Annotated in this window: 17 protein-coding genes and 1 pseudogene; 3 read left to right on the forward strand and 15 right to left on the reverse strand. The window is 43.2% G+C overall.

The features are described from left to right. Positions 1 to 964 precede the first annotated feature (964 nt). A pseudogene (locus RH949_RS29990) lies at positions 965 to 1,174 on the forward strand (dTDP-4-dehydrorhamnose 3,5-epimerase); the annotation flags it as partial. A gap of 16 nt (positions 1,175 to 1,190) precedes the next feature. Here RH949_RS29990 and RH949_RS29995 read toward each other — a convergent pair. The 14 genes from RH949_RS29995 to RH949_RS30060 all read right to left on the reverse strand — a co-directional run bounded on the left by RH949_RS29995 (position 1,191) and on the right by RH949_RS30060 (position 13,004). Further along, the gene (locus tag RH949_RS29995) at positions 1,191 to 2,564 is read right to left on the reverse strand and encodes a cytochrome P450 (protein WP_446358342.1); all 1,374 of its coding nucleotides are present in this window, start codon (positions 2,562 to 2,564) and stop codon (positions 1,191 to 1,193) included. 54 nt (positions 2,565 to 2,618) lie between these two features. Continuing rightward, a complete protein-coding gene (locus tag RH949_RS30000; protein ID WP_446358344.1) occupies positions 2,619 to 3,992 on the reverse strand; it encodes a cytochrome P450 in 1,374 nt (457 codons plus the stop codon). A gap of 207 nt (positions 3,993 to 4,199) precedes the next feature. Beyond that, positions 4,200 to 5,003: a M48 family metallopeptidase gene (locus RH949_RS30005; protein WP_446358346.1), complete on the reverse strand. Its 804-nt coding sequence runs from the start codon at positions 5,001 to 5,003 to the stop codon at positions 4,200 to 4,202. 92 nt (positions 5,004 to 5,095) lie between these two features. Beyond that, positions 5,096 to 5,707, reverse strand: coding sequence for an REP-associated tyrosine transposase (locus RH949_RS30010; RefSeq protein ID WP_446358348.1), 612 nt, complete (start codon positions 5,705 to 5,707; stop codon positions 5,096 to 5,098). Between the two features lie 857 nt (positions 5,708 to 6,564). Continuing rightward, positions 6,565 to 7,263 (reverse strand): TIGR00266 family protein, encoded by a 699-nt coding sequence (locus RH949_RS30015; protein WP_446358350.1) that lies wholly within the window; start codon positions 7,261 to 7,263, stop codon positions 6,565 to 6,567. A 78-nt stretch (positions 7,264 to 7,341) separates the two neighbouring features. Continuing rightward, positions 7,342 to 8,019: a TIGR00266 family protein gene (locus RH949_RS30020; RefSeq protein WP_446358352.1), complete on the reverse strand. Its 678-nt coding sequence runs from the start codon at positions 8,017 to 8,019 to the stop codon at positions 7,342 to 7,344. Between the two features lie 96 nt (positions 8,020 to 8,115). Further along, complete coding sequence (locus tag RH949_RS30025; protein WP_446358354.1) at positions 8,116 to 8,778, reverse strand: TIGR00266 family protein; 663 nt, start codon at positions 8,776 to 8,778, stop codon at positions 8,116 to 8,118. A gap of 203 nt (positions 8,779 to 8,981) precedes the next feature. Further along, on the reverse strand, positions 8,982 to 10,007 hold the full coding sequence (locus RH949_RS30030; RefSeq protein WP_006105644.1) for a serine/threonine protein kinase: 1,026 nt from the start codon (positions 10,005 to 10,007) through the stop codon (positions 8,982 to 8,984). Between the two features lie 210 nt (positions 10,008 to 10,217). After that, positions 10,218 to 10,370, reverse strand: coding sequence for a hypothetical protein (locus RH949_RS30035; RefSeq protein ID WP_446358356.1), 153 nt, complete (start codon positions 10,368 to 10,370; stop codon positions 10,218 to 10,220). Beyond that, a complete protein-coding gene (locus RH949_RS30040; protein WP_446358366.1) occupies positions 10,336 to 10,788 on the reverse strand; it encodes an MAE_28990/MAE_18760 family HEPN-like nuclease in 453 nt (150 codons plus the stop codon). Before RH949_RS30040 ends, RH949_RS30035 begins: the two co-directional genes overlap by 35 nt. 195 nt (positions 10,789 to 10,983) lie before the next feature. After that, positions 10,984 to 12,159, reverse strand: a complete 1,176-nt coding sequence (locus RH949_RS30045; protein ID WP_446358358.1) for a DUF262 domain-containing protein — start codon at positions 12,157 to 12,159, stop codon at positions 10,984 to 10,986. 131 nt (positions 12,160 to 12,290) lie between these two features. Then, positions 12,291 to 12,500 carry a helix-turn-helix transcriptional regulator gene (locus RH949_RS30050; RefSeq protein ID WP_006105609.1) on the reverse strand — a complete coding sequence of 70 codons (210 nt, stop codon included), beginning with the start codon at positions 12,498 to 12,500 and terminating at the stop codon, positions 12,291 to 12,293. A 48-nt stretch (positions 12,501 to 12,548) separates the two neighbouring features. Beyond that, positions 12,549 to 12,782 (reverse strand): helix-turn-helix transcriptional regulator, encoded by a 234-nt coding sequence (locus RH949_RS30055; RefSeq protein ID WP_446358360.1) that lies wholly within the window; start codon positions 12,780 to 12,782, stop codon positions 12,549 to 12,551. Between the two features lie 15 nt (positions 12,783 to 12,797). Beyond that, on the reverse strand, positions 12,798 to 13,004 hold the full coding sequence (locus RH949_RS30060; protein ID WP_006105643.1) for a helix-turn-helix transcriptional regulator: 207 nt from the start codon (positions 13,002 to 13,004) through the stop codon (positions 12,798 to 12,800). Positions 13,005 to 13,163: 159 nt separating this feature from the next. Between RH949_RS30060 and RH949_RS30065 the strand changes: the two genes are divergently transcribed. Continuing rightward, positions 13,164 to 13,364, forward strand: coding sequence for a hypothetical protein (locus RH949_RS30065; protein WP_446358362.1), 201 nt, complete (start codon positions 13,164 to 13,166; stop codon positions 13,362 to 13,364). Positions 13,365 to 13,620: 256 nt separating this feature from the next. Here the strand turns inward: RH949_RS30065 and RH949_RS30070 are convergent, their stop codons facing one another. Further along, positions 13,621 to 13,842: a helix-turn-helix domain-containing protein gene (locus tag RH949_RS30070; RefSeq protein WP_044210723.1), complete on the reverse strand. Its 222-nt coding sequence runs from the start codon at positions 13,840 to 13,842 to the stop codon at positions 13,621 to 13,623. Positions 13,843 to 13,962: 120 nt separating this feature from the next. Here RH949_RS30070 and RH949_RS30075 point away from each other — a divergent pair, with 120 nt between their 5' ends. After that, a complete protein-coding gene (locus tag RH949_RS30075; RefSeq protein WP_446358364.1) occupies positions 13,963 to 14,124 on the forward strand; it encodes a hypothetical protein in 162 nt (53 codons plus the stop codon). The last annotated feature ends 120 nt before the right edge of the window (positions 14,125 to 14,244 follow it).

Below are 14,244 nucleotides of genomic sequence, written 5' to 3' on the forward strand. Positions count from 1 at the left end.
GGGAGACTGGGGGATAGCGGGAATTGGAAAAAAGCATAAGATAAGCCAAAAAGTGAGATAGATCGTAAGGTTTCCAGGGGAAGTGATGCATGATTTGCGAGAAACGATTGCATTAGCTAATCGGTATCATTGTTGACAAAAATACTTGAAGCTTGCGACAATTAGTAGATAGAAATTTAATTTTGCCTGTTTCATCGAGATACATTACCTTTTTACACGCTCTATCTATTAATTGTAGGAATAAAATGATAAAGTTTTTAACAAGTTTTCATTTAGAATTGACTAAACAAATAAAGTTCTAGTAAAGATTGAAGGGAAAAAGCAGGAAAAAAGAATTCCGTTCAAGGGCTATCAATGAATGAAGTTGGCTGACCGTATGGATTAGAGGGACAATGACAGCGTGGCAGAGTCCTACCCAACTTATAAAGTAATGTGAAGATATTTAATAAAAGTCATCAATGGGTTAAAAAATATTAAAAACGTCCGGATCAGATTGGAAATAAGCCCAGATATTTGTTCATTCAAGACTGTAGGGTGGGCAATGTCCACCTTGCCACTATCAATAGAGTTTGCATCCTCAAATTGCGTAAGTTCTATTTTTTTGATGTGCAAGGAAGGAAGCACATTAGTTTTGTGATTTGGATCATCCCAATTCGCCAAAATGATCGTTGTTTCCCCCTCATCCCCTAACCCCTTCTCCCACCGGGGGAGAAGGGGAACAAATGTTTACTGTTCTCCTCTTGCTCCCCTCTTGCTCCCCTCTCCCAAGCTTGGGAGAGGGGCTGGGGGTGAGGGCTATAGCGTCACCTACAGATGGTGGTGCAACGGTAAAGCCAGCTTGTGCGATCGCGTAAGACCCAAACGCCAGATATCATAATTTGGTACATTTTGTCAATTTAGTCACAAAAATTAACATAGTTACCCTCTACATTAGAAATAGAGATAAAAAAGAGGGATAGTGATCATGGGCTTAATCAACAACATCGAAGTTCGTCCCTTGGAATCAGTTAAAGGCGGAACAGTCGATTTTTACACCCCCCAATCGAGTCACGAAACCATGCTGGTGCAGATTCCACCTGCTACCGTGGAAGATCTATTTGTTCACCGATTTCAAACTGATCAACTTTTAGTTGTGCGGGGAAGTTTTGTGCTTGTAGTGCTAAGAAATCGCCAGTTGGCACTAAATTATATTAAACCATCGCAGGTATTTTCTGAGTCCGAAACTGCGTGATTTTCATCCGCATAGTTGGCGGTGGTGCAACAGTTAAACCTCGACGAGTTGGCTTAATCGGACGCTGATCTGCCAAGGTTAGTTCACAGCGCGATATAATCTTTGCTAACACCAATTTCATCTCAAATAGGGCAAGTGCTGACCCAATACAGCGACGAGTTCCTCCCCCAAAGGGTAAATACTCGTACTGAGAATATTGCCGTTCCAAAAAACGTTCCGGTTTAAACCGTTTCGGTTCTGGATAAATATCTTCCCGTTGATGAGTCAAATAAATCGAAGGGAGGAGTGTTGTCCCTGGAGCAAAGGTTTGACCCATAATTTCGATGGGAGATTTAACAATTCGGGGAAAAGGATTTAAAACTATCGGGTAAATCCGTAGAGTTTCCTGGCACACGGCTGTAAGATAAGGCAGACGAGCAATGGTGCTGGAGTCAGCATCAGCAGGTAAAGTTGCCAGTTCACTTAATAGTTTTTCCCGAACGTCTGGGAGATAATCAATCCAGTACAATGCCCAAGCTAATGCTGAAGCCGTTGTTTCATGACCTGCAAATAATAGCGACATCAACTCATCTCGTAATTCCTCATCACTCATGGCTTGACCTGCTTCATCTCGCGCACTCAAAAGCAAGCTGAGGATATCTTCACCTCCCTGATCAGCAGTTTCCCGACGTTCTCGAATTTCCTTAAATAAAAGCTGGTCAATTTGCCGTCGTTGACGAATAAAACATCCCCAGGGACTCCACGCTCCTAAATCCCATTGTAGTGACGGAAAAAATAGGAATAGGGCAGTCCAAGGAGAGGAAATAGAATCAAGCATCGAACTGAAAAGTTGCCGGAGTTTCTGATAACGTTCTCCCTGATGTAAACCAAAAACTGCACTGAGAATTACTCGTAGGGTAATTTCTTGGGTAGCCGAACGGACATAAAAAGGTTTACCAATTTGCCACTGACTGATGACTTGTTCAGTAATGGTATTAATTATCTCACCATAAGTACGCATGCGATCGCCGTGAAAGGGAGGCATAAGTAAGCGACGCTGACGCTGATGGCGACCACCATCTAGTAAAAATAGTGAGTTTTCGCCCACTATGGGCAGTAATATTCCATTCCCACTCGCCGATTCTAAATGGGTTGAATCAGCCGTGAAAATTTGTTGAATTGCCTGGGGATGGGTGAAATACACAACAGGGGGTGATGCATTTTTCCAGATGAAAAAGGTATCACCATAGCGTTGGGTGTACTCCTCCAGAACATCGAAGGGGCGGAAAATCCAACGAATTGTCCGTAGTGTTTGGATTATCAGAGATCCGCCAGGACCATCCAGTTGTGTCATCGTCGCTTTCTCCGGGTTGTATTAGTTGAATGATAGTCGGTTTTATCCCAGGATCTAAACCATCGCTGGGGCTTTCTGTTGCCGACGCTGCTTGGGAACCATTCGCAGGTTACCAGGAGGCGCAATTGTTAAACCGCGACGCATCGGCTTCACCGGACGATTATCAGTTAATGCCAGTTCAAACTGTGACAAAATAGTCGCCAGCACCAGCTTCATTTCCAACAATGCCAACGCTGAACCAATACAGCGACGGTTCCCACCACCAAAGGGTAAATATTCGTAAGGGGAATATTGCCGTTCTAGAAAACGTTCCGGTTTAAATTGCTTGGGTTGGGGATAGATATCGTCCCGATGATGAACTAAATAAATAGAAGGCATCAACGCTGTACCCGCTTCAAACTGATATCCCATGATTTCTATGGGTGATTTGGGAATCCGAATGAAGGTACTCGGAGCAATGGGATAAATTCTCAGGGTTTCTTGACAGACGGCTGTCAGATAGGGAAGCCGAGAAATTGCCATCGGATCGCCCTCTGCATCCAAGGTTTCTAATTCCTCAAGCAGCTTCTGACGCACGTCTGGTAGATAATGAATCCAATACAATGCCCAAACCAATGCAGACGCCGTAGTTTCATGACCAGCGATTAAAAGTGTCATTAACTGATCATGTAATTCCTCATCCGTCATCGGATCACCTGCTTCATCTCGCGCCGATAGGAGTAATGTTAGAATATCGGTTCGTGACTCATCCCCTTGCTCGCGACGTTCGCGAATTTCATCAAAAATCAACTGTTTGATTTGCTGCTTTAACTGCAAAAAACGCCCCCATGGACTCCACGCACCCCAATCCTGTCGCAGCCAAGGGAAAAAGAGCAGAGTGGAACTAAGAGGAGAGTCAAAGGCTGCCAGAAGGGTACTCAGCAGGTGTCTCAGTTGGGTGTAACGTTCTCCCTGATTCAAGCCAAATACGGCTTGTAAAATCACCCGCAGGGTAATCTCTTGGGTATAGGTACGGATGATCAACGGTTGACCCACTGTCCATTCTGCTGTTACCGTTTCCGTAATATCACAAATAAGCTGACCATACTCTCGCAAGCGATCGCCATGAAAGGGAGGCATCAGCAGGCGGCGTTGGCGCTGATGGGGTTCTCCATCTAACATCAGCAGTGAGTTATCCCCGACTAAATAGCGTAACACCCCATTTCCTCGACCCGATTCAAATAACTCTGGATCAGCCGTAAAGATTTCTTTAATCGCCTGGGGATTGCTGACATAGACAAAGGGAGGAGCGTTATCCCCGCCAATTTTGAACATATCTCCATACCGTTGAGCATAATTATCTAGGTAGTCCAAGGGGCGAAAAATCAGCTTGATGATCCGGAAAATTCTGAGAAATCGGGGTGTGCGCGGACCGGTTAGTGGTTTCATAGAGTCTTGCTGTTAGCGGCTACTCTTTTTATCTTGCCTAATTTTTCCCGATACGTTGCTCTAAGATTATCAGACGAGCCGTGGGTTTAAACCCACGGCTAAAAGCTCAAGTCAGCTTTAGCTGACTGGATAAGACATAATATTAGTCCATTTTAATGGACTTAAGCTTTTAGCCAAGAACTTGAGTTCTTGGCAGATGCTTATTGTTCATTTTAACGTTTTTGGTAAAGGCGATCGCGTCCCGATTTCATACCCTTGCTTTTCAATCAAACGCTGCAACTCTTCCACCCGTTTTTTCGGTGCGGGATGGGTTGACAGGAAGGCAAAATTTGCTCTGGGTTTTTCACTCATTCGTTCAAAAAAGTCCGTAGCCCCGGCGACATGACCATAAGTGTCATATAATAACATTAAACCAAAGGCATCGGCTTCCTGTTCCTGAGACTGAGAATACTGCGATCGCGCAATAGCTTCTACCGCCCCCGAAGCCGCTGATTGTAAGGCTCCCGCATCTCCGAAGAAATAAGCTAAGGCTACCCGTACCAGCAACACTCGTCCCAAACCTCGCAGGTGATCCCGATGAGCAAAATGACCCAATTCGTGGGCTAATACCATCATCAATTCATTCTCAGACTCTGCCTGTTCCAGTAAACCCTGATAAATAACAATAGCATCTCCCGGTAACGCGATCGCATTCACCGTAGACTCTGGCAAATACAGCACCTGATAATCCCGCCCTTTTTGCTGTTCGGCGGGAAGTTTCTGTTCCAAACGATCTAATAATTGGTTCAGAGTATCTTGAGTTGGGGACGGTTTAGCTTGTTTCTCATAAACTGGCACAATTACCGCCCCCAATTTTTGTTCCACACTCAGCGGAATCATCCCAATTAAACCATTCACCAGCAGATTCAACAGCCAGAGAACAGCCACAATAAAACCGATAAATAGCCCCAATAAAATTAGGAGTTGGCGATTACTCGGCGGTGGATTCCGATTCGTTGGAGCATTAGACATAGAAAATTCGTTCGTAGTAAGCGCTTTAGCGCTCCGTTCCGTAGTAAGCGCTTTAGCGCTCCGTTCTTGTAGTAAGCGCTTTAGCGCTCTAATTAATAACCATCTTGCTCAAAATCATCCCAATCCTTACCGTAGTCACGCACTGGATATTCGATCCACGAATCTCTCAACCACTGACGTCCAAAATTTGCCAGATACCAATGAACGCTACTTCCACACCAATCATAAGGAGAGTGGCTCCAGCCATGTTTAACTGGATTGTAATGGATATAGTTTAAAGTAGCAAAATAATGTCGTTCTGAGCGAATAGCGCGATCGCTATAACGATACCAAACCTTACGACGGGTGACATTATCATCCCGATTCCATTGATAAGATGTACGACCATGTACTAAGCGAAACAGGCGACTCAACTCATCAAAATTAGTCAGATGTACCAAGAGATGATAGTGATTTGGCAGAACCACCCAGGCGCGGATTTCCATACCAGCAGTTACGAACACATCAAATAGCAAATTGAGTAACTCTTGGCGGCGACATTCATCCTTAACATGGCACTTGTGTTCATAACAAGCTGCTGTTAAGAGATAAAATTCCTTGTCAGTCACAACATGGGGAGGCGCGTGAGGTGGATAACCACGAGACAAGCGTTGCTGAACTAATTCAGCTCGTTGTGTGGGAGTTAGTCGGCGATATTCATACATAATATTCTGGCTCGTATGTATGTGTATGTATGTATGTATGTAGTCGGCACTTTAGTGCCTCAAAGCGCTAAATCGCTTACTACATACTATTTTTGTACCTATGTATGTATGTAGTCGGCACTTTAGTGCCTCAAAGCGCTGAAGCGCTCACTACAAGCTATTTGTACCTATGTATGTACGTAGTCGGCACTTTAGTGCCTCAAAGCGCTGAAGCGCTTACTACATACTATTTGTACCTATGTATGTATGTAGTCGGCACTTTAGTGCCTCAAAGCGCTTTAGCGCTCACTACATACTATTTGTACCTATGTACGTATGTAGTCGGCACTTTAGTGCCTCAAAGCGCTTTAGCGCTTACTACATACTATTTTTGTACCTATGTATGTACGTAGTCGGCACTTTAGTGCCTCAAAGCGCTGAAGCGCTTACTACATACTATTTTTGTACCTATGTATGTACGTAGTCGGCACTTTAGTGCCTCAAAGCGCTTTAGCGCTCACTACAAGCTATTTGTACCTATGTATGTATGTAGTCGGCACTTTAGTGCCTCAAAGCGCTTTAGCGCTCACTACATACTATTTTTGTACCTATGTATGTATGTAGTCGGCACTTTAGTGCCTCAAAGCGCTAAAGCGCTTACTACATACTATTTGTACCTATGTATGTATGTAGTCGGCACTTTAGTGCCTCAAAGCGCTAAAGCGCTCACTACAAGCTATTTGTACCTATGTAATGTATGTAGTCGGCACTTTAGTGCCTCAAAGCGCTAAAGCGCTTACTACATACTATTTTTGTACCTATGTAATGTATGTAGTCGGCACTTTAGTGGCTAGAAGCGCTAAAGCGCTTACTACTAACTAATTATTACTCTTCGTCGGGCGGAAGGGATTTAAGAAATTAATTAAACTATAGAGTTCTCTCGACTGCACCCACAAACGCCCTTCTCCATTAAACCGACAAACCAATCCTTCACCCCCCAAAATCCCTGTTCTTAATCCACGAAACGATAAACCGCCCAGCATTTCTACGTTATAATTCAACGTATCTTCAAATGCCACAATATAACTGGTATCCACCACATAATCCCCAGCTACAGGAATTTCCACAATCGCCCCATAAGAACTAAACCAAATATCCCCGACTCCCGTTGCCCGAATTAAAAATAAGGACTCACCACTAAAGAAGCCTTTAAACCCCTGAAACTTGGTATCTATTTCTACCGTGGGACTAGCGGCGACAAATCCAGAGGATTGAATCATTAAGCCATTTTCTTGCAAGTAATAATGACAAATATCTCCCGGTACTCCAGGGGAAACATACAACTCTCCTGATTTGCCTTCAGCGGTAAACTCACTAATGAAAAAAGACTCACCACTCACCATTCGCCCAAGTCCTTTCATCAAGCCACCCTTAGCCCTGGACTTCATTTTAATACAAGTATCCATTGCCGCCATAGCACCGGATTCAACTAAAACCGTTTCATTGGTTTTCAAGTTAATCACCAAAGAAGCATAAGATGGTGAATGCTCTATTTTATAAGAAATTCGCTGACTCATGATGATTTATCCTTTATTTAGTTTTCCCACCATTTACGTCCACTTGCTATGAAGGGACGAAACTCAACCTAAACCCACTCATTGTGGTGGTAGTTTAGAACCAACCTGAGAACCAAAAGCACCAGGATTGTGAGTTTGGCAATAGACGTTTCCTTGTCCTTTAAATCGACAAACCAGTCCTTCTCCACCCAAAAAGGCACTCAGCCAACTCGATCCGGCTTTGGTAATATCAAAATTCAGACTTTTTTCAAAGGCGACAATATGACCTGTATCTACAACATATTCCCCATTGACAGGTATTTTATAAATCCCACCAAATGAGGTTAACAAGACAACCCCATAGCCGCTAAGACTCAACCAAAAAATCGATTCACCTGAAAACAGAGATTTAAACCCTTGAAAGCCGAGATCAATATCAACCCCTGACTCGCTAGCCAAATACGATGTCGCCTGAACGACTAACTCTTTACCCTTCATCTCATAGACGAGAAGATCACCCATAAGTTTAGGTGCGAGAAAGACTTCTCCCCCTGCAATTGGTGAACGGAACACACTTAAAAATAGCGATTCCCCCGCCACCATGCGTTTGAGTCCGCCCAAAATACCGCCACCCTTCCCCTTGCGTAATGTGGTACTGGCATTAATGGAACCATTCATGGCAATCATACAGCCAGCTTGCGCCACTAACTCTTCATTAGCCTCCAGAACAACACGCGCGATCGCACTATCGGGTTGATGCAACAGTTCAATATTCATTATTCGTCATTTGTTTATGTCATTTGTCATTCGTAAAGCCTTGATACTTGTTTGCAAAACTTAGTACCGTGCTGTTTTCTTTTGTTCGACTACTGATTAACGCAATTTTGGTTGTAAATAGCTGACTAAACCACTAATACTGCGAGACTGGAGATAAATTTCTCCTGTCCCCGTAAGTCGATTAATGAAGCCTTCACCAGAAGTCATTGAACCCAATAAACCCCCGGCTAAACCAACATTCATCTTAATTGTTGGTTCATAGGCGACTAAATGACCCGTATCGACAACAAAGTCACCATTAACCCGCTTTTTCGTCAATCCACCATAGGCACCAAAGAATACCTTACCCTGACCCTTAACTTGAAGTTTGAACAATCCTTCTCCAGAAAACCAACTCTTCACACCCGCCCACCGCACCCCCAGTTTGACGCCAGGGGTATGGCAAATATAAGCACCAGGTTGAAAGCAGAGGGAATTTCCGCGCAAATCCACACCAACAATGTCGCCAATGGTGGACTGAGTAAGAACTAAAGTTAAGGGTTGTTGCGTTTGATTATGAAATGTATTAACAAATAATGATTCTCCGCCAAAGAACTTTTTGAGTAAGCCTGGGATAAAGCCACCCGAAAACTCCGTCTTCACGGTGAGTTTACCATCCATACTGGTCATCGCACCTGCTTCTGCCGTGATTCTGTCACCGGGATTGAGTGTCAGGAAAATAGCGGCAAAGGCGGGCTTGTAGCGAATTTCATACTCCACTGCCAAATCTCCTACAACGTAGAGATATTATTTAGTTTGACAGGTATGGTACCAATGTCCAGTTTTCTTAAAAAAAATAAACCCTGGTTAAAAAAATATAATCAGACAGAGGGCAGAAGATGCCACAGAAAAAGTACCCAAGGGAGAAGGGGGGTTACTTAAGCGAACTTGGTATCCTCCCTGACGAAGACGGAGGGTGTCCGTTAACCGTTTGACCAAAAGGTGATTGGGGAAACGCTACTGACAGGCGTATAAATTAACGAGACTGGCGTTTGCACGGGTGTGGGTTCTTGAGGGATGGCTGTCGGTTTGAACAAGAACCAAGCCGCAATTAAACCTAACACACCAACGACGGCGATGATCGCGCCGATTAAAATCATGGGTGACTTCTGGCGTTTTGATCCAGGAATTTGACGCTGTAATCCCAGTAAATCCAGCCATTCCTGTATGGTTTGGGGGCGTTCATCAACCTGTAACGCCATCCCAATCAGAATCACTTCATTCGTGCGATCGCTAATTTGTTCGTTAATCTGTTTTGGTGGAATTAATCGCGCTTTCGACATACAGCGATCCATTGCCTTGGGCGGAATTTCTCCCGTGACTAAAAAGTATAGCGTTGCCGCTAATGAATAAACATCCGTATAAGCTCCTAGGGGAGTGTCCACATTATAAAGCTCTAAGGCATCAAATCCATCGGCTGTATGAGTATCAACCGTTGTTGATGCATCATTACATTCTCGCGCTAAGCCAAAATCAATTAACACGGCTTCTTGTTTATCGGTGCGTAATCGAATATTACTGGGTTTGACATCTCGATGAATTAACCCCGCCTCGTGAATCACTTTCAAGGCTTCGCCAATTTGTTGGATATAAAGCAGCGCTTCTGATTCTGGTAAACCCTTTTGGGCGTGGCTGGCTAAATCGACACCATCCAGATACTCCATGACAATGCCAACCTGATGTCCTTCAACCAATGGTTCTTTAACTTGCACCAGATGAGGATGTCGGCATTTTACCAGCTTTACCGCTTCGCACAAAAACGTTTCCTGAATCTGATCGACTTCCGGTTGGCTGAAGTCGTGGATTAGCTGATCACTCAGGGTTTTGACCACCCATTGATGTTTCTTGCGATCGCTCGCCAGATAGGTAACGCTAAATTGTCCGCGTTTTAATTCTTTTTCCAGAATATAATTGTTGCCATGCAACTTCTGTCCAGAAGACCAAGTCATTGCTCAAAGTTAATGATACATATCATCGATTTTGGCATAGTCTGAAGAGAATGTGCTATCCGCTAAATTTTACAATAACTGAGGTTATCGACGGGCGGCGATATGACTCATTAATTTATTAATCGGAGAATAATCACCCTATTTGGGTTTGAGATGGGTAGCGCGATCGCCCTTTTCCAAATCGTCCTAGTTTGACAGACTCACCCTCGCTTATTTAACCACATATAAACGTAATTTTTTTCGGGCTTCGACATCAAATTTTAATCCCAATTCCATGCCACGGCTTGTCTGTACTGACTCCTGATCAGCATCATCAACCTGAATACTTTTAATCGTTGCCAATTGACAGTAGGCTTCGCCCATCAGAAAAACACTTGTTCCAACTGATAAAGTTCTTGATTTTTCTATACTTTTCCACCCAAGTCCAAGCGTTTCCAATACCAGCATCAGCAAACATTTTTTCTAATGGTTCTCTGCGTAGGTTCTGCTCATGCAATAGAAAGGCATCTGGCAGTAGTTCATACTTTGTTCCAGTACCACTAGCTCCATAAAATAATCCTCTAATAACTTCTTCAATAGAAAGATGTCCAAATCGATTTTTTGTTAGATCCAACAGTAACCGGGCTACACCTATTCGATGTGTATTACAAATTCTCTCTTCCAAATCTGCATAAACTGGAAATAAATCTGGAAGAACTTGTATCCATTCTCGAATTAAGTTTTCAACAAAACGTTCATAAATAGCGTATAACCGTGTTACTACAGCGCAATGATCGTAAATTCGCTAATCCCTTGGTTCTGGAGCATCCTGTGTTAGTTGGGCAATGATAGAGTCTACTTCCGTTCCCCATTCCTGTGTGATTATACTCTTATCTCCAAAAGCAGCTCTTATAAGTTTTTCGTTAACTTGGATAATAGAACGGACAGTAGAAATATTTCTCTGTACTGTCTTCAGAAGCTCCTGAAACATCATGACTTATTCGTTGATGACTTGAGCCAGCATATCATCGAACAGCCTCAGTCGTTTCTGAATATCCGCTTTCGTTTTTCCTCCACCTGTTAAAAGTCTATCTTTATCTTCTTGAAAGAGTTGTTTTGTTGCTTCAATCACTTTTTCTTTTCGAGCAATTAAAACATCTTCACTATCTAAATGATTGCTCAACCCTACCATGACCGCCTCGTAATAAGTTTTATAAGGCTTATTCTTAAAGGTAATATTTTGGGGTTCAAATGGTTTAGGATTAAATAAATTTTCTCCGTATATTTGGTGTGCAAGAGAAATAGTCTTTAAGAATATATTCCTTAAAATAGCAATATCTTTGTCGTAAAAACCTAGGCTTTTAATCATATATTTATCAAGAAAGTTTTGCAAATTTTCTTTGATTTTATGATAATGCCTTAGAGAAAAAAAGCGAAGAACTAATTCCACATCTTCCATTGTTGTGTATAAACGATTTCTCCAAATTGCTTCATTATCGTCAATAGGTATTCCCCAAGCTTTTCTCAATATATGATTTTGAGAAATTTCAAATAATAATTGATTAAATTTTCCGTAATATAAACAACTCCGTACCTCTTGACGGGTTAGAGCAACTCCTCGAGTATTAAGGCGTTCAAAGGCAATCTGTTTTAATAGAAGTGCTTCTTCCGGGTCAGAGGCGGACTCCGTGATCAGCACTATAGATGAAAGGGAGCGACGAGCAAGTGCAGCTTTGATGTTTAGGGGAAGTTGATTATAAGTGTACCCCTCAAGTTCAGACCAAATTTCCAAATCCGTTAATTCGAGTTTATTTTCGTAAAAATCTTGAATTGCCGTGATTCTCTGTTCACCATCAATAAGTTCATAGGAGTTATATTCCCTTTCGTATAGGATAATAGGTGGAACTGGAATGTTAAGCATAAATGACTCAATTAAGCGCGATTGCATTTTTTCATCCCAACGCTTTCGCCGATGGAAAAACGGTCTAATCTCTATATATCCCGGTTTCTTGAGCGCATTGACAAAACTGGGCAGCTTCTCACGATTCATTTCAGTGAGTATTCTTCTTTCTCGTTTCTCATACTTGGCATTAATCTCATCATCAGACATTTTCTTGGGATCTTTCGCTGGGGGAGTTTCCCACATTGTTTTTTCGGCTGGCGCAAGTGGCATTAGCGATATACTCCAAAATGGCGTTTATTATCAATTATAGAGATACTGAAGACTAGGGGGCTGCAACGTAAGCGTACCGAGCCGCCATCGTGTGTTAGCGGAGCGTAACACACCGCCTATTCATGTATTTACTAAATATGCCACTCGGCTAACTCTTCCAAGGTGAGGTTTAGCAAATCACACAATATTTTCATTTGTGCAGGATATAGCTTGGGAATGTGCCTGCCAGCTTCCCAGTTTTTCACCGTCGTTATCGTTACATCTAATTTATGAGCCAGTTGCCGTTGGGTCAAATTTAACGATTCTCGTCGTTGTTTCAGCTTTTCTCCCAAATTAGCCATTTTTAAGCGATCGCGTCTTGCCTTTACCTACATTCCTTTCCCAATCAGTCACTCACGTTTGCTGTCTGACTCTTGGGCTTCATTAAAACTAGGAAGTTCCTCTAAAGGACATTGCAAGATGCTACATAAAGCCTGTGTCTGACGAATCGTGAGTCGAGGTTCAAATCTGCCAGCTTCCCAATTACTCACAGTTTGATCCGTGACGCCTACCGCATCCGCTACCTGTTTCTGAGTTAGCCCTAACCGTTTTCTTAGCTTCATCAGCTTATGACCTGAACTCATTGCCTCCTGATTGCCTTAACTATACTCTGCCAACTCGTCTAAGGTTAAATCGAGCAAATCACACAATGCTTTCGTCTGGATGGGGTATAGCTTTGGAATATGTCTGCCAGCTTCCCAATTTTTCACAGTAGTTACCGTCACACCTAATTGATCAGCGACTTGCTGCTGCGTCAGATGCAGTGATTCACGTTGGCGTTTAAGCTTTTCCCCCACACTCGTCATTACTGTTTTATTCCAGAATCCTCATGGTTAAATTGACTTAACCAGAATTTGCCCGTAATATAAAGGCAGAACTTCAGATGGTCAGAAAGCCAGTGCCTCCGGGCGACCAACCTCTTAGCACTGGCTCTGGCTCCAATTTCAGATGGAGACACATTTATTATGCCTTACAAACAACGCCTTTATCCTTGGGTGCTGGTTCGCCTGCTACCCAAAATGCAAGGAGTCACTGTAGCACAGTATCGTAGCCGTTCCGATGCGGATGGTCATCTTCACATACTCCGCCGTCTGATGCCGAATGCCCAATTTGTGGTGATGTTTGATCCGGGTTTACCCCCAGAGTATCAACAGAACTCACGCTAAACTGTTCAGCATTTAAACCTTAATGCCAACAAGGGCAAAAGCCGTGTAGTGCGAGCATCTTGCTCGCTACTAATACCCAATTGAAATGCATGACAGCTTAGTCCGTGGAAAGGGCGCACGTCTGTGCGCCCCTACGGTTTCTGGGTGTGAAGCTCATCAATAAAATATTCCTCAAATCCTTACGTAAAGGTAACTTGCTTCTTTTCGGAAGCGAGTATAACAAATGACAAATGACAAATGACGAATGACAAATGACTTACTCCTTCACAATCTCAAACAAATCCTCTATCAATACATCAAATGTCCGTGCTAACTTCAGCAGCGCCCCAATATCCACCATCGTCATTCCTGGCGATCGCGCGTAGGTTTTGATGGTACTATAGGGTACTCCAGACCGTTCAGCGACATCCAGCAACGTCCAGTTCTCCCTGGCAGCTAGTTCCCTAATCCGCAACCGAACTCGTTCGCCTCTTGACATAAAGTTTAAATTTCGTCTACATTAAGCAAATTAAAAGCGATCGCACCTAAGTTTACGAAGCCAGATAGCGATCGCTATGTCCTATCAAAATACAACCCCATGATTTGGGGCGCATCTCCTATGTTATCAACACTTCAGCTAAAATCAAGAGCCACTCATCCGTTACAGCGATTTGTTACTCCAGAAGCCATTGCGCTTCTGCTCAATCTCCATCCTGATGAGATTTATCGCATTGACTGCTGGCGATATGTGATTCATGTTGGTGACGTTCTCTCCCGTTAAGCTTGCGCTATAACGGGAGCTTCTCGATCAAAATAGAGATAGCTGTACGCTTTTTCTACCTGATAGAGCTTCACACTTCACTGGCTGGGCTTTCCCTAAGCCTCTGTGTGCAGACAAGAT

The sequence above is a fragment of the Coleofasciculus sp. A1-SPW-01 genome (assembly GCF_040217205.1).
Lineage (GTDB): Bacteria > Cyanobacteriota > Cyanobacteriia > Cyanobacteriales > Coleofasciculaceae > Coleofasciculus > Coleofasciculus chthonoplastes_A.